Origin of the sequence: Microbacterium sp. Leaf436 (assembly GCF_001424715.1) — a bacterium.
Taxonomy (GTDB): Bacteria; Actinomycetota; Actinomycetes; order Actinomycetales; family Microbacteriaceae; genus Microbacterium.
On sequence record NZ_LMRB01000002.1, the window covers coordinates 853,929 to 869,644 of the forward strand.

Sequence of the window (15,716 nt, forward strand, 5' to 3'; positions counted from 1 at the left end):
AGCGACGGCTCACCCCGCCCGCCGAGCCCGCCGCGCCGGCCCACCCGGCCCGCAGCGCCGCCTCACCCCTCCGCCGCGACCCCCACCTTCGCCTTCGCCCACGACCGTCCGCGCGTGTCCTTCAAGATGTCGTACTCGACGTCGACGTGCGGCTCGATCGCGCTGTATTTGTCGTTCGGGGCGCCGATGACGAGCTGGAATCCGAGGCCGCGCCACGCGCCGATCGCGCGCTTGGTGAAGTGCGCGTCGGCCTTGATCAGCGCCTCGTCGAGGAACACCGGGGCGTAGCGGGGGCGCTCGGCTCCGGCATCCCCGAGCTGGTACCGCAGCGCCGCTCCGACGATGAACGCGATGAGCTCCTGCGACTCCCCGCCGGATTTCTCACCGATGTGGTCGTAGAGGGCGACGTGCTCGCCGGTGTCGGCGCGGAAGCGCTCGGCGCTCACCCGCACGTGGTTGCGCACGTCGACGAGGTCGGCGAAGTCGGGCGCTGTCGAGCGGATGCGGTTGATGAGGCGCGCCATGCGGGTGTACACCGCTTCGCGTTCCTCGTCGGACGAGGCCGCGTCGATGGCCGCACGCACGTCGCGCAGCTCGCGACGGAAACGGCGACGCACCTCGGACTGCCCCTCGCGCGGCACGATCTGCAGGCGGTGCTCGTCGTCGTAGAACGGCAGGTCCTGCATGATGTCGTTGATCGGCGCGATCCGCTCCCGGATCTCACGCAGCGCCCGCGTCAGCGCCGAGTCGAGGCTCGTCAGGTCGTTGCCCGACAGGCGCAGCAGACTGTCGCGCCACTCCGCTTCGAGCTCGTGCAGGCCGCTCGCTTCGAGGTCGGCGAGGATCCGCTCGAAGTCGCCGAGCGACTCGTCGGGGTCGGCGAGCAGGTTCGGACTCGGCCACCGGTCGGTGAACGCGATGAGCGTGCGCCGCAGGCTCTCGCGCTGGTCGCCCCACGTCTCCTGCGCCGACCGCTGCTCCTCGAGCAACCGTCGGGAGGCGGATTCGAGGGCGGCGTCGAAGCTCGCGAGAAGCTGCGACGGCGTCGCGTCCGACGCTCCCGGAGCCACGAACAGAGCGTCGAGGTAGTCGATCTCGTCGGGCGAGAGGGCGGTCTCGGAATCCTCCGCGCGTTCGATGAGCATCTGCGCCGCGTCGACGTCGTCGGTGATCTCGGCCCAGCGCGCGGCCATCGCCTGCTGTTCGGTCTTGGCCCCCCCGATCTCCTCGCGCAGGCGGCCGGCCCGGGCACGGGTGCCCGAGATCTGCTCCTGCAGCTCGGCGATACGGGGATTGCCGGCGGTGATCTCGGCGATCGTCTCGTTCCAGCGGTCCAGATCGCGCTGAACGGATGCCACGTCCACCTGGTCCCATGACAGGTCGGCGATCTTCTCGAGGGCGCTGCGCCGCTCGTCGAACGCGTCGAGGGCAGCGGCCGCCTCGTCGACCGTGGTTTTGGCGGCCGTGAGGGCGCGGCGCGCGGCGACGATCTGCTCGCCGAGCTCGGTCAACCGCACGCGCGACGAGAACCCGAGCACGCTCTGACGGATCGACCCCCCGTGCGCGCCGCGTGCACCCTGGCTCGTCTGCCCCGAGATGGTGAGCGCCAGGCGGTGCCGCGACAACTCCGACGCGGCATCCACGCAGACGAACGCGAACTGCTGCTCGAGCCGGTCCTGCAGCCACCCGGTGAAGGGCGAGGTGCGGAATTCCAGACGCCCGGGAAGGGTCGCCGGATCCAGCCCGCCGCGTTCGGGGAGCCCGGTCGACACGCCCTCGAACCGCAGGCGCTCCGACAGCCGGACGCCGTCGATCGCCGCGCGGAACGATGTCAGGTGCGCGGCATCCACGAGAAGGGTCGTCGCGAACCCCCCGAGCGCGAGGGTGAAGGCCCCGCGCCACGGCTCGTACTCGGTGCGCACGTCCACGAGCTCGGCGACGAAGGGCAGCTCGGCGGCGGTCAGACCGGCGGCCTCGGCCAGGGTCTCGCGTGCCTCGTGCAGACGGGGCGGGATGTTGTCGTCTCGCGTCTGCGTGCGGCGGTGCTCGGCCTCGAGGGCGGCGAGCTGCTGGCGCAGGTCGGTGTGGGTGCTGCTGGCGGCGACGAACGCGTCGCGGACGGCCGTCTTGGCATCCGCGTCACCGAGGGTGCGGCGCGCGTCGTCCACGAGGGCGGCGAACTGCTTCTCGGTCGACACCTCGGTCTGCAGCACCGCGAGCGCCGTCTCGAAGCGCTCCCGGTCGCGCTGCATGCCGGCCAGGCGCCGCTCGAGCGTGCGGAGCTCGCGCTGGGCGGCGTCGAGGCGGTCGCCGCCGGCCGCGCGCAGCACGTCGCCGAGGCCTTCGCGCTCGGCTTCGGCGGCGTCGGCGAGGGCCTGGCGTTCGCGCACGAGCGCGTCGGTGGCGTGCGTGCGGTCGCGCAGCTCCGCCTCGACCGCGCCGAGCAGATCGACTCGGCGCTGCGCCCGCCAGAGCGAGGCGCGCGAGTCGGGGTCGGTGAAGCGTCCGAGCGCGTCGATCAGCTGCAGACGTTCGGCGGCCTCGTCGATGCGCGTTTTCATCGCACGGATGGGCTGCAGCGCCCGCACCTGCTGGCGCGCCTCGAGCATGCGCGTGCGCGTCGACTCGAGCCCGTCGAAGTGCGACACGACGGCGTCGGCGACGGTGAGGGTCTCGGGCTCCTCGAGCACCATGCGCTTGTAGAGGTCGTCGACGGTGGTGATCTGCTGCCCGGCCTGGATGCGCGCGAGCAGGCTCATCGCCTTCGTGCCCGCCCCCGCCGCACCGATGCCGAGAACGCCGTGCAGTCGGGCCGAGAACTCGCGGTCGGTGGCGAGGGTGTCGAGTCCCGTCGCCCGCACCGCCGCGTCGGACAGGTGCTGCTGCGCCGCCCGCTCCAGATCGCGCAGGTCGAACGCGCCGTGCACAGTGGCGCGCACCTTGACGGCGTCGTCGAGCGTGCGGGCGGCGGCGGGGATGTACCAGGCGCGTACCGCGGTGAAGCGGGCGCCGTCGTGGTCGGCCCACGTCATCGCGATCGCGGTCCACGTGTCGACGCCGTCGCCGCGCAGCACCCGGATCTTCGTGCCCTCATCGGTGCGCGACTCATCGAGCTTGCCGCGGCCGTACGAGAGGATGTTGCGCTGCTCCTGCCCGCGCGGGCGCCCCACCACCGCACCGTTGGAGGCGCCGTTGAACGGGGTGGTGTGCGGCATCATGAGCGCGACGTAGGCGTCCATCAGCGTCGACTTGCCCGAGCCCGAACCACCGCAGAGCAGCGTCGCGGTGGGGGCGAAGCGCACGCGATGCGTTCCGTCGTAGCCGCCCCAGTTGACGAGCTGCAGGTCTTCGGCCACCCACTGCTGTCCGCGCGAGGCGGCAGGAATGAGGCCGAACAGGGTCTCGAGCATGGTCATCGGGGGTCTCCCTCGAACGGTCCGGATGCCGCGACCTCGCGGTCACCGGCAGCCTCGGCATCCTGTGTGTGCTCGTCGAGGGCGGATGCCATGACGCCGCCCTCGCGTGGGCTCCCGGCATCCTGTGTCTGCTCGTCGAGAGCGGGTGCCACGCCGCCGCCCTCGCGTGAGCTGTCGGCATCCCGCGTCTGCTCCTCCAACCAGAGCTGCAGCTCGCGGAGCGTCTCGGCGCTGAGCACGACCTCGATGAGCGGCCCGATGCGGTACCGCCCCTCGGACTCCTCCTCGATGATGCCCTCGCGGTCCAGTCGCGCGATCGCGGTGCGCACGGCCCGCTGCTGACTGGCGCGCGTGCCGTCGCTCTCGGCGAAGTACGTCAGCACGGTCTGCTCGACCTCTTCGACGTCGACGCGCGCCGACGCGGTGCCGGCGGTGGTCTCGCGCTGGAACACCGTGCGCAGATATACGAGCACGAGCGTCTCGGCCCGTGAGTACGCCTCGTCCTTCAGCAGGATGGGCACGTCGATCTCGTCGCTGCGCACCTGCTCCTTGTACGCGACGCCCCGCGCGTGGTCGACGACGAGCCGCACGAACAGATCGTTCAGACGCGACTCGATCATCTGCTGGTGCTCGAGGAGCAGCTTCCACTCGGCGGGGGAGTTCTCGGCGCTCAGGAACCGGCGCTGCAGGATGCGCACGAGCACGCGCCGCACCTCGGAGTCCAGGATGCCGCGATCGCCCGGGAACAGCGCGTCGGGGTCGTTCTCCATCGCGACCGGGGCGATGAAGGCGGAGGACTCCGTGCCGCCGGGGGAGACCTCGGCATCCGGCGACGACGGCGTCGTCGAGGAAGCGGGGGCCTCGGCGCCCTCGCCCGAGGGCACGAACGTGTCCGCGTCAGTCATCGGCATCCTTTTCTCGCAGGCTGTTCGCTCTGACCGCTCCGAAGGCGAAGCGTCGCGTGGTGCCGTCGGGGCGTACGGCCTCGACGATCGAGACGTCGTCGGTCTCGGTGAGCCCCCCGCGATGCACGATCTCGAGCAGGCCGACCAGATCGACCGGGCGGCGGGTGTCGGCGGAGCCGCCCGAGAAGGCGGTCGCCAGATCGAAGCCGTCGCCGAGCGTGGCGACGTACGCCTCGAGCTCGGCGTAGTGCGGGCCGCCCCAGGCGCGGGTGTCGGCGTCGACGAACTCGGCCTCGACGTCTGCGGATGCCAACGGCGCCGGCGCCCCGGCCGGACGTACGTCGCTGAGCGACTGGCGCAGGTGCCCGATGTCGGCGAGCGGGAGCGTGCGCACGGGCTCGACGCGACCGGGGGTCTTGGTCTGGCTCCAGCGGTGCAGCCCCGCCATCACGCCGCGCAGCAGGTCGTCGACCTGGCGATCGCGGATGGGATCGTGCGTGCGCACCTGCGCGGTGATGACGTGCGAGGCCCGCCGCTGGGCGGTGAGCACCTCTTGCACGCCCGCTTCGACGCGTCGGGCGATGGCGTCGAGCTCGGCCCGCTGCTCGGGGGTCATCAGCCGCGAGAAGGGCTGGGTGAGCACGGCGTGCAGCTGGTCGGTGAGGTCGTCGATGTTCTCGGGATCGCCGATCAGACGCAGCGCGCCCTGGAAGGCTCGACCCTCGGGGGTGGCCTGCATCACCTGGCGCCCGCGCTCGAGATACTCGCGCAGCACCTCGCCGGTGGGGCGCACGTCGCGGCGGAGCTCGGCGACGACGTCGCGCTGCATCGCGGCGATCGACTCCGCCACGCGCGAGAAGTCCGCGGGCAACTCGCGAGCGAGGTGGATGACGTTCTCGGCCTCTTCGAGCAGGTGGTCGTCGTCGAGGGGCTCGACGATGCCCTCCTCCAGCGCGGCGATCTCGGCGTCGAGGGCCGCCCGCTCCTCGAGCAGTGCCTCGCGGCGTCGGGCGGGGTCGCTCTCGGCGTCGCGGGCGAGGCGCTCGACCGCGTCGAGAAGCGTGCGCACGCGCGAGCGGGAGACACGGGCGCGGCCGCCGCCGGCGCGACCGGCGATCTCGAGGGCGCCCACGGCGTGCGCCGAGAGGCGGTACACCTCGACGTCGTCCTCGATCTGCAGGCCGAGCCAGCCCACGCGCACCCAGCCGCGACAGATCTCGCGCGCCGACCCCGCGGGGATGCGGCGGTCGTCGTCGGTGTCGTAGCCCGCCGCGCGCAGCTCGTCGATGGCCTCGGCCACCTCGACGTGCGCGTCGGCGACGGTGACCGCCGCGCGGTCGGGGGTGAAGACCACCGAGAGCACGGCCACGACGAAGGGGGCGAAGCGCCCGTGCAGCAGGTCGAGCGTGGGGTTCTTGAACGCCGTCACCGAGCGCAGGTACGCGGCTTCGGTTCGGGTGCTGCTCACTGGCTCGAGTCTACCGGCGCCCCGCCCGCGCCGCCGGATCGGCGACATCGCGCGGCACGACGGGTGACGTTCCGGGTGAGCCCTGCCGTCTCCGGGCGCCCGCTGCGCGTCGGGAGCGCCAGCCGGATGCCGCGTCCTCGGGGCCGCTCACCCGCTCCGGCCCGCGCGGCCGCTCGCGGGACCCGCCCCTCACCCCGGGCATCGTCGCGAGAACGCCGTGTGCCACGGCGCCGGTCGCCCCGCGGCCGACGACGGGAAGGATGACCGGTGCGTCACAACCTCGACGGCCCCCGGGCTCCGATCGACCTGTCCGGTGCCGCCCCGAGTCGGCGCGCCGTGGTGGTGGCGGGCACGTGGGCGGTTCCCGCCCTCGCGCTCGTGGTCACGAGCCCGGCCTTCGCGGTGTCGGGGGTGACGTTGTCGTTCTCGTCCGGCTCCTACGCGGGAGTGCCCTGCGAAGACATCACCGACGCCGTCGTCCGCGCGGCCACGGGGGGCGTCCCCCAGGCGGGGGTGAGCGTGGTGCTCCAGCTCTCCGACGGCTACACCTTCGATGCGGCCGCCGTCACCGCCACCGTCGTCACCGACGCCGACGGCACGGCCCCGTGCGGGACCATCCACGTTCCGGGCAGCGGCGCGACCGGCACCCTGGCCGCCTCGGCGAATGGCGCGACGAGCGCCTCGGCCACCCTCACCGCGTTCAGCGGACGGCTGCTGACGACGCCGGGGACGCTGTCGGCGGTCTCACTCGTCCCCGCGGGGGCGGTGCCCCTCGCTCACGACCTCTTCCTGCACGACGCTGCGCTCTACCGCGCCGGTGTCGGCGTCGTGCACACCGGGGTGGCAGCCGCGGGCGCCCTCGCCGAGGCGCCCGCGAAGAACGGGGCCTTCCTGCTGCCCCTGCGCCTGGAGGGCGGTTCCGCGGCCGTCTACGACACGCAGGCCGGCACGGTCGTCCCTGCCATCGGCGTCCCCTTCGGGGCGACGCCGGTAGCGGCCGACCTGTTCCTGGCGGGCAGCACCGTCTACCGCGCCGGCGTCGCGATCGCCACCGATGTCGCCGCCTACGGCCAACTGCTCGAGCACGAGCAAGGCGCGGGCGGCACCGGACAGTTCGAGCTGCCCTACCGCGCCCTGGACGGGACGCCGCGACTGCTGCGCGTCCCCGCCGACCAGACGCGTACCGCCTTCGAGTTCGACGGCCCCTCGGGGCCACCGCGGGGCGCGACGCCGGTCGCCGGCGACCTCTTCATCGCCGACGGCGTGCTGTATCGCGTCAGCTGGAACGGCGACTGCCCCTACGGCGCCGGTGCCGTGGCCGCGGGGATCGCGTCGTGGGGGACCCTCACCCCGAACCCGTCGTACATCGGCGAGCGAGTGCTGCCCGTCGTCACCGCGGCGGGCGCGCCGGCTGTGTTCATGGTGTCGGGCAACACCGTGCGCGAAGCCACGGCCGTCCCGAACGGTGCGACCCCGATCGGTGCCGACCTGTTCCTGCTCGGCGAGAGCATCCACCGCGACGGCGACGGCGTGGTCGCCACCGGCGTGGCCGCGGTCGGGTACCCCGTGCCCGCGGCGTCGGGGTCGTCCCAGATCGTCATCCCCCTCGCATCCGTGGCGCCCTCATGCTGAGCCGTCCGCACGAAGGAGAACCCGTGACCCCCACTCCTCGCCCGCCCGGGCGTCGCCCGTCCGGTGCTCGTCGCTGGTGGGCGGTCGGCATCGTCGGGGCCCTGCTGACCACCGCCGGCGTGGTCGGTGTGTGGCCCTCCGCCCCCGCGACGCCGGAGGCCGCGGCCTCCCCGCCGCCGGCGCCCGCGGTCGCGGCGGCGACCCCGTCGTGGTCGGAGGCGATCGGCATCCCCGCGGACGCCACCGAAGAGGAGCGGCTGCGGATCGAGCTGTCGTACGACCTCGTCGCCGTGCCGACCGCGCGCTACGACCAGCTGCGCGCCCTGCCGGACGTCTCGGAGGTGAGCCCCGTCACGCGCGGCGACACGGTCTACGTCGCCGTGCCCGCCGCCGAGGTGCCGACGATCCTCGCGGTGATCCCCGAGGCCCGCTTCCTGCCCAACGAGATCGTCACGGCATCCGCGGATCAGACCCCCACCCCCTCGTGGGGTCTGGATGCCGTCGACAACACCGCCGCCCTCACCGACGACCACTACCTGTACGACTCCACGGGAGCCGGCGTCACGGCGTTCATCGTCGACAGCGGCGTGCAGTCCTCGCATCCCGACTTCGGGGGACGCGTCGACGCCGCCAACGGTCACAGCGAGGTCGACGACGGTCGGGGCACCGAGGACTGCAACGGTCACGGAACCCACGTGGCGGGCACGGTCGGCAGCACCACGTACGGCGTCGCCAAAGACGTGCGGATCGTGCCCGTGCGGGTGCTCGGCTGTGGTCGGGAGGGCTCGGGCCTCGCCCTGCTGTACGCGATGTTCTGGATCTACGACAACCACGACGGTGCGAACGCGGTCATCAACATGAGCCTCGGTCTGCCGCGCAACGCCTTCGTCGACGACGTCATCGACGACGGGATCGAGCTCGGTTTCGTGATCGTCGTCGCCGCCGGCAACGAGACGCAGGACGCGTGCAACGTCTCGCCCGCCGGCGCTCCCGATCTGCTGACCGTCGGAGCGATCGACTCGAGCCGCACCCTCGCGTGGTACAGCAACTACGGTCCGTGCGTCGACATCCTCGCCCCCGGCTCGGGAATCACCTCGACCTACCTCGACTCCTCGACCGCGGTGTTCGACGGGACGTCGATGGCCACGCCGCACGTCGCCGGCCTCGCGGCCCGTCTGCGTCAGCTGCACCCCGCCTGGGGCCCGGCCGAGGTGCAGGCCGCGCTGACGACGGCGGCGGCGACCGGCCACGTGGCCGATCTCCCGGCCGGGACGCCGAACCTGCTGGCCGCCCTCCCCGCTGTTCCCCGCATCACCGCGCTGACGGCCACCGCCGACCCCGCGGGTGTCGCGTTGGCCTGGACCACCAACGACATCGGCACGCCCACCGCCTTCTCGGTGACGGTGACCGACACCTCGACCGGTCGCGCCTATCCCGTGGTCGTCGCGGGTCTTCACGGATCGACCGTCTTCACCGAGGTGGCATCCGGTCGCACCTACAGCGTGAGCGTCACGGGCACGGTGCGGATGCCGGCGGAAGCGGCGTCGACGACCGAGACGGTCACCACCGAGTACACCGCGCCGTAGCGCCCCCTCACCACCGGGCGCGGGCGGGTGCCTCGGCATCCTGCCCCGCGAGGCGGCGAAGGCGCGCCAGCTCCGGAACAGGGTCGGTGTGGTCGTCGACGCGCAGATCGAGCACGGTGTCTGTGCGGGAGGCCACCAGCAGCGCGGCGCTCTGGCGGCCGCGCGCATCGCCCCCGGCCCCGTCGCCCGCGGCGAGCGTCTCCAGCAGCCGGTCCGCCAGATCGATTCCGGCCGTCGCCGTCCAGGTCTCGGCCATCGCCTCGAGCACCTCGCCGCCGACGAGCAGGTTGCCGACGAAGACGGCATCCGGCCCCACCCGGTGGCCCGCCCAGGCGGTGATGTCGGCGCCGGAGCGCGCCGCACCGTCGCCGGCCCAGCCGAGCACGGCGACCTGCCGCAGGCGCGACCCGTCGTCCCAGTCGGGGACGCGCGCGACAGCCGCGGCCGCGTCGGATCCCGCCCGCATCTCGTCGAGCAGCAGCGCACGCAAGGAGCGGTTGGTCCACGCCTGACTCGCCACGACGCCCACCGCCGGGGCGACCGCGAGCACCGAGGCGCCGACGGCGAGCGATCTGCTCGCGGTGGCGGCGCCGATCCGCCCGCGCAGAGGGTCGCGGCCGAGGACGGTGAAGGTCATGGATGCTCCCGAGGGGTCGGCGAGGGGCGCCCGGGGGGATGACGGCGCTTTGTGAAGATCGTGTTTCGGTGCCGGCCGGGGCTTGTGTCCGTCCCCATGCTTGCACATACTGATCGAAACATCATCTAAATGATGATTCGCTCACCCGATTGGCATCCACATGAACACGCGCATCACACTCGGCATCGCCGGCGCGCTCGCCGCGACCCTCGCCCTCGCCGGCTGCTCGGCCGGTCAGGGCGTGGACCTCGGCGACTCCGGCACCGCCTCCGGCCAGACCCTCGTCGCCGCGATCGGCGGTGAGCCCGACCAGCTCGACCCGCAGAAGACGACGTCGTACTTCGCGTTCGAGGTGCTCGAGAACGTCTACGACACCCTCGTCGCGCCCGACGCGGCGCTCGAGATGCAGCCCGCGCTCGCCGAGAGCTGGGAGACCAGCGACGACCAGCTCACGTGGACCTTCCACCTGCGAGACGGCGTCACGTTCCACGACGGTTCCGCCTTCACCAGCGAAGACGTCGTCTACTCCTACCGCCGCATCATCGACGAAGAGCTCTCGAACGCGTGGAAGTTCGCCACCGTCGCCGACGTCGCCGCCCCCGACGACGCCACCGTCGTCATCACCGTCACCCAGCCCACCCCGAACCTGCTGTCGAACCTCGGCGGCTTCAAGGGGATGGCGATCGTCGAGAAGGCCAACGTCGAATCGGGCGACATCACCACCGCGCCCGTCGGCACCGGCCCCTTCTCGCTCAGCGACTACACCGCCGGCGATCACATCACCCTCACCGCCAACCCCGACTACTGGGGTGGCGCACCGTCGCTGGGCGGCGTGGAGTACCGCTTCATCTCGGAACCGGCGACCGCCCTCGCCTCGCTCAAGGCCGGCGACATCGACTGGACCGACGTGGTGCCCGCCCAGCAGGTCGAGCAGCTCGGGAGCGACAGTGCGGTGACCCTCGGCCTCACCCCCTCCAGCGACTACTGGTACCTCGCGCTCAACGAGGCCAAGCAACCGTGGAGCGACGTGCGCGTCCGCCAGGCGATCGCGTACGCCATCGATCGGGATGCCATCGTGCAGGCCGTCAGCTACGGCACCGCCGAGAAGAACCAGCTCGCCATCCCGACGCAGAGCGTCTGGTACACCGAGTACGACCAGTACTCCACCGACGTCGACAGGGCGAAGCAGCTGCTCGCCGAGGCCGGGTACACCGGCGGGACGCTCGACCTGCTCGCCACGAGCGACTACCCCGAAACCGTGACCGCGGCCCAGATCATCGCCGCCAACCTCGAACCCCTCGGCATCCAGGTGCAGATCCGTCAGCCCGACTTCTCCACCTGGCTCGACGAGCAGAACTCCGGCAACTTCGACATGTTGATGATGGGGTGGCTCGGCAACATCGACCCCGACGACTTCTACTACTCGCAGCACCACACCGACGGTGCGAGCAACGCGCAGAAGTTCTCGGACCCCGACGTCGACCGCCTGCTCGACGCCGGTCGGGTCGAGACCGACGCCGACGCCCGCAAGAAGCTGTACGCGGACGCTGCGACGATCATCGCCGACAAGGCCAGCTACATCTACCTCTACAACCCCTCGGTGACCCAGGTGTGGTCGCCGGCCGTGACGGGGTACGAGACCCGGGCCGACCGCGCGATCCGCTTCGCCGGCACCAGCCTCGACAAGTGATCCCTGCCGTGGGGGCGCCGGGTCGGCGCCCCCACGGCTCGAACAGAGGAGGGACCCATGAGGATCGCCCCCGCACAGGTGCTCCGATTCATCGGCACGCGCGTGCTGTCGTCGGCCGTGGTGCTGCTCGGTGTGCTGATCGTCGTGTTCGCCCTGGTACACCTCGTCCCCGGTGACCCGGTGCGGCTGGCCCTCGGCACCCGGTACACCCCCGAGGCGTACGAGGCGCTGCGTACGGCGTCCGGTCTCGACCGCCCCCTGCCCGAGCAGTTCGTCTCGTACGTCCTGCACGCCGTCACCGGCGACTTCGGCGTCAGCTTCCGAAACGGTCAGCCGATCACCACGACCCTCCTCCAGCGACTGCCCGCCACGGTGTCCCTCGCCGTCGTCGGGCTCGTCGTCGCCCTGCTCATCTCGCTCCCCGCCGGGGTGTACTCCGCCCTCCGCGAGGGACGCGTGAGCGACGTCATCGTGCGGGTGAGCAGCCAGTTCGGCGTCTCGATCCCCGACTTCTGGCTCGGGATGCTGCTGATCTCCCTCTTCTCCGTGACCCTCGGATGGCTCCCCGCCAGCGGGTACGTCGCCCTGACCGACGACCCGGCGGGGTGGCTGCGACAGGTCGCGCTGCCCGGACTCACCGTGGGTCTCGTCGCGGGCGCCATCATGACGCGCTACATCCGCGCGGCGGTCATCGACGTGGCGTCGGCCGGATACGTGCGCACCGCGGTGTCGAAGGGGCTGCCGCGGCGCATCGTCGTGTCGCGGCACATCGTGCGCGGAGCACTGGTGCCGGTGCTGACGATCGCCGGCATCCAGCTCGCCACCATCCTCGGCGGCGTGATCGTCGTCGAGGTGGTCTTCGCCTGGCCGGGCCTCGGCCGCCTGGTCTACGACGCCGTCGCGGCGCGCGACTACCCCCTCATCCAGGGGGCCGTGCTGCTGGTGGCCGTCATGTTCATCGTCGTCAACCTGATCGTCGACGTGCTCTACGCCGTCGTCGACCCGAGGATCCGAGCCGCATGAGCGCCACCGACCCCGCCCTCGTCCCCGCCGCGCCCGCGACTCCCGCCCGCGTGGCGTCGTGGCGCCTGCTCGCCGCGAACCCCCTCACCGTGGCCGCCGCCGTCGTGCTCGCGATCATCGTGGTCGCCGCGCTCCTCGCCCCCTGGATCGCCCCCTACGGCGTGAACGAGATCGACGTCTCCCGAGCGCTCACCGCGCCGAGCCCGGCCCACTGGTTCGGCACCGACGAGCTCGGCCGCGACGTGTTCTCGCGCGTGCTGCGGGCGGCATCCACCTCGCTCACGATCGCCGTGATCGCCGTCGCCCTCGCCCTGGTGCTGGGCCTGCTGCTGGGCGTGGTCGCCGGTTACGCGGGCGGCGCGGTCGATGCGACCCTCATGCGCGTGGTCGACGTGATGTTCGCCTTCCCCGTCCTGCTGCTGGCGCTCGCCATCATCGCGATCTTCGAGCCGGGCATGCTCACCACGACCATCGCCATCGGCGTCGTCTACACGCCGATCTTCGCCCGCGTCGCCCGGGCCAGCACGCTGTCGCTACGGACCTCGCCGTTCGTGCAGGTCTCGCGCAGCATGGGCACGCCCGCCCCGATGATCCTCGTGCGCCACGTGCTGCCGAACATCGGCGGTCCCGTGGTGGTGCAGACCTCGCTCTCGCTCGCGTTCGCGATCCTCTCCGAGGCGGCGCTGTCTTTCCTCGGCCTCGGGATCCAGCCGCCCGCGCCGTCGTGGGGCGGGATGCTGTTCACCGCGCAGGGCTTCCTCGCCCAGGCGTGGTGGATGAGCGTGTTCCCGGGAGCGGCGATCTTCGTCACCGCCCTCGCGTTCAACCTGCTGGGCGATGGTCTGCGCGACGGACTCGACCCCCGCCAGCGCACCATCATCGAAGCGCGCCAGGGTCAGCGCCGGAGAGAGCGCGTCGCCGCCGCCCTCTCGCGCAGGTCGACTCCGACGCACCGTGACGGAAAGAGCACACGATGAACGTTCTCGAAGTGCGCGATCTGCGCGTCGCGATCGGCGAGACCGCGATCGTGCGGGGCCTGGACTTCTCGGTGGAGCGGGGTCAGACCCTCGGCATCGTGGGGGAGTCGGGTTCCGGCAAGTCGCTCACGGTGCTCGCCGCCACCGGGCTCATCGACGCCCCGGGGCGACGGGTGAGCGGCTCCAGCGTGCTGCGGACGAGCCCGGATGCCGCGGGCCTCGAACTCGTCGGAGCGTCGGAGGCCGCGCTCCGCTCGGTGCACGGCGGTTCGGTGGGCTTCGTCTTCCAGGACCCCTCCACCTCTCTCAACCCGTTCCTCACCGTGGGGCGGCAGATCGCGGAGTCCCTCGAGGTGCACCGGGGACTCTCCCGCCGGGCAGCGCACACCCGAGCCGTCGAGTTGCTCGAGGCCGTCGGCATCCCGGACCCCCAGGAGCGCGTCGAGGCCTACCCGCACCAGTTCTCGGGCGGGCAGAAGCAGCGCGTGATGATCGCGATCGCCCTGGCGTGCGATCCGGCCCTGCTCGTGGCCGATGAGCCGACGACCGCCCTCGACGTGACGACCCAGGCGCAGATCCTCGACCTCGTGCGCGAGCTGCAGCGCGACCGCGGGACCGCGGTGGTGTGGATCAGCCACGACCTCGGCGTCATCGGGCAGGTCGCCGACGACGTGCTCGTGCTCCGCGGCGGCGAGGCCGTCGAGCAGCGCGCGCTCGCCGAGGTGTACGCCGACCCGCACCACGCCTACACGAAGGAGCTGCTCGCGGCGCGTCCCCGGGTCGTGGCCGGAGCCGGTCCCGCGCCCGCGCCCGCGGCGGCCCCGCTGCTGCGCGTAGCGGGGTTGGACGTGCGCTTCGCCGTGCAGACGCCCGCGGGGCGCCGCACGGTGCACGCCGTCGACGACGTCTCGTTCACGGTGCGCCGCGGAACGACCCTGGCCCTGGTGGGGGAGTCGGGGTCGGGCAAGTCGACCATCGCGAACGCCCTCACGGGTCTGATCGCCCCGCACGCGGGCACCGCGACCCTCGCCGATGCGCAGGGACCGGAGGTGCGCGACGTGCTGCGCGCGCGGCGGCGCGAGCGTCGACGCGTGGCGATGGTCTTTCAGGACCCCTTCGCCTCGATCGACCCCCGCCGCACCGTCGCGGATGCGATCGCCGAACCGCTCCGCGTGCACCGGCTGGGCGGGGCGACGACCACCGCGCGCTCGGCCCGCGTCGCGGAGCTGCTCACGCTCGTCGACCTCGATCCGGCCTTCGCACGCCGCTACCCGCACGAGCTGTCGGGCGGCCAGCGTCAGCGGGTCTCGATCGCCCGCGCCCTGGCCCTCGAGCCCGAACTGATGATCCTCGACGAGGCCACGGCCTCGCTCGACGTCTCGGTGCAGGCGCGGGTCCTGCAGTTGCTCCGGCGCCTGCAGCTCGAGCAGGGGCTGACGTACCTGTTCATCGCCCACGACCTCGCGATCGTGCAGCAGATGAGCCATGACGTCGTCGTGCTGCGCGGCGGCAGGGTGGTCGAGGCAGCGCCCGCGGCCGAGTTGTTCGCCCATCCCCGCGAGGACTACACGCGCGCCCTGCTGGCTGCGGTGCCGCCCGACGGTCCGCGCGTACGGGCATGACGGCGATACGCTGACACGGTCATGACTCGAGCCACGGATGCCGACGAGCAGCGCGCCGTCGAGACCCTCGGGGCCGCGGTGCGCGATGCCCGCAAGCGCCTCGGCCTCAGCGTGCACGCCCTGTCCGAGAAGGCCGGGGTGAGCTTCGGGCTGGTCAGCCAGCTCGAGCGCGGCCTCGGCAACCCCTCGCTGCAGTCCCTGCAGCGTCTGGCCGGGGCGCTCGGCATCCCGGTCGGTCAGCTGCTGGACGAACCCGCCGTGCCGCTGGCCGTGGTGACCCGCGCCAAGCGTCACGTCATGCCCACCGCCGCCGACGCCCCGGCCCACCAGCGCGCCGTCCGCGAGCTGCTCACGCCGCGGGGCGAATCGATGCTGCAGCTCATCCGCTCGACCCTGCCGGCGGGGTTCACGAACGAGGCCAGCCCGTTCCGCCACATCGGCACCGAGACGGTGACGGTCGAGGCGGGCGTCCTCGTCGTCTGCCAGGCCGACCGGCGCGTCGAGCTGCACGCCGGCGACACCGTGACCTACGGCTGCTCGGCCCCGCACTGGTGGGCGAACGGCCACGACGGCGAGACCGTCGTGCTCGGGGCGGTCACCCCGTTCGAGCGCTGACGCCGTCGGCGAAGCGTGCCGGACTCCGGATGAACCGGCCGTTCGAGCCGCTTTCCCGCTCATGGCCCGCGTGTGGCCGCGATGACTCAGGAGTGCGGCACGCTCCCCGGTCGGCGGCGGCACCGTCACGGCCGCGGCATCCCGG

The 15,716-nt window shown here is 72.5% G+C and carries 11 protein-coding genes; 7 read left to right on the plus strand and 4 right to left on the minus strand.

All coding sequences use genetic code 11. From position 1 onward, the window contains the following. Positions 1-62: 62 nt before the first annotated feature. Genes ASG45_RS08270 through ASG45_RS08280 form a run of 3 tightly spaced genes read right to left on the minus strand, consistent with a single transcriptional unit; the run spans position 63 to position 5,789 of the window. Complete coding sequence (locus ASG45_RS08270) at positions 63-3,416, minus strand: ATP-binding protein (RefSeq protein ID WP_055835397.1); 3,354 nt, start codon at positions 3,414-3,416, stop codon at positions 63-65. Next, on the minus strand, positions 3,413-4,321 hold the full coding sequence (locus ASG45_RS08275; protein WP_442922819.1) for a DUF4194 domain-containing protein: 909 nt from the start codon (positions 4,319-4,321) through the stop codon (positions 3,413-3,415). The genes ASG45_RS08270 and ASG45_RS08275 overlap by 4 nt, the downstream gene beginning before the upstream one ends. Next, positions 4,314-5,789: a DUF3375 domain-containing protein gene (locus tag ASG45_RS08280; protein ID WP_055835400.1), complete on the minus strand. Its 1,476-nt coding sequence runs from the start codon at positions 5,787-5,789 to the stop codon at positions 4,314-4,316. Before ASG45_RS08280 ends, ASG45_RS08275 begins: the two co-directional genes overlap by 8 nt. A 267-nt stretch (positions 5,790-6,056) precedes the next feature. Between ASG45_RS08280 and ASG45_RS08285 the strand changes: the two genes are divergently transcribed. Both ASG45_RS08285 and ASG45_RS08290 read left to right on the plus strand, forming a co-directional pair. Then, entirely contained in the window at positions 6,057-7,421 is a 1,365-nt protein-coding gene (locus tag ASG45_RS08285; RefSeq protein ID WP_055835403.1) for a hypothetical protein, read from the plus strand. A 23-nt stretch (positions 7,422-7,444) separates the two neighbouring features. Beyond that, positions 7,445-9,007, plus strand: coding sequence for a S8 family peptidase (locus tag ASG45_RS08290; RefSeq protein ID WP_055835406.1), 1,563 nt, complete (start codon positions 7,445-7,447; stop codon positions 9,005-9,007). A 7-nt stretch (positions 9,008-9,014) separates the two neighbouring features. Here the strand turns inward: ASG45_RS08290 and ASG45_RS08295 are convergent, their stop codons facing one another. Then, on the minus strand, positions 9,015-9,644 hold the full coding sequence (locus ASG45_RS08295; protein WP_055835408.1) for a DUF1028 domain-containing protein: 630 nt from the start codon (positions 9,642-9,644) through the stop codon (positions 9,015-9,017). Between the two features lie 160 nt (positions 9,645-9,804). Between ASG45_RS08295 and ASG45_RS08300 the strand changes: the two genes are divergently transcribed. Genes ASG45_RS08300 through ASG45_RS08320 form a run of 5 tightly spaced genes read left to right on the plus strand, consistent with a single transcriptional unit; the run spans position 9,805 to position 15,571 of the window. Further along, complete coding sequence (locus ASG45_RS08300) at positions 9,805-11,334, plus strand: ABC transporter substrate-binding protein (protein WP_055835411.1); 1,530 nt, start codon at positions 9,805-9,807, stop codon at positions 11,332-11,334. Between the two features lie 57 nt (positions 11,335-11,391). Beyond that, positions 11,392-12,357: an ABC transporter permease gene (locus ASG45_RS08305; protein WP_055835414.1), complete on the plus strand. Its 966-nt coding sequence runs from the start codon at positions 11,392-11,394 to the stop codon at positions 12,355-12,357. Continuing rightward, complete coding sequence (locus ASG45_RS08310) at positions 12,354-13,334, plus strand: ABC transporter permease (protein WP_082516516.1); 981 nt, start codon at positions 12,354-12,356, stop codon at positions 13,332-13,334. Before ASG45_RS08305 ends, ASG45_RS08310 begins: the two co-directional genes overlap by 4 nt. Then, on the plus strand, positions 13,331-14,956 hold the full coding sequence (locus tag ASG45_RS08315) for a dipeptide ABC transporter ATP-binding protein (protein WP_055835418.1): 1,626 nt from the start codon (positions 13,331-13,333) through the stop codon (positions 14,954-14,956). The genes ASG45_RS08310 and ASG45_RS08315 overlap by 4 nt, the downstream gene beginning before the upstream one ends. Positions 14,957-14,977: 21 nt before the next feature. Beyond that, on the plus strand, positions 14,978-15,571 hold the full coding sequence (locus tag ASG45_RS08320; protein ID WP_055835421.1) for a helix-turn-helix domain-containing protein: 594 nt from the start codon (positions 14,978-14,980) through the stop codon (positions 15,569-15,571). Positions 15,572-15,716 lie beyond the last annotated feature (145 nt).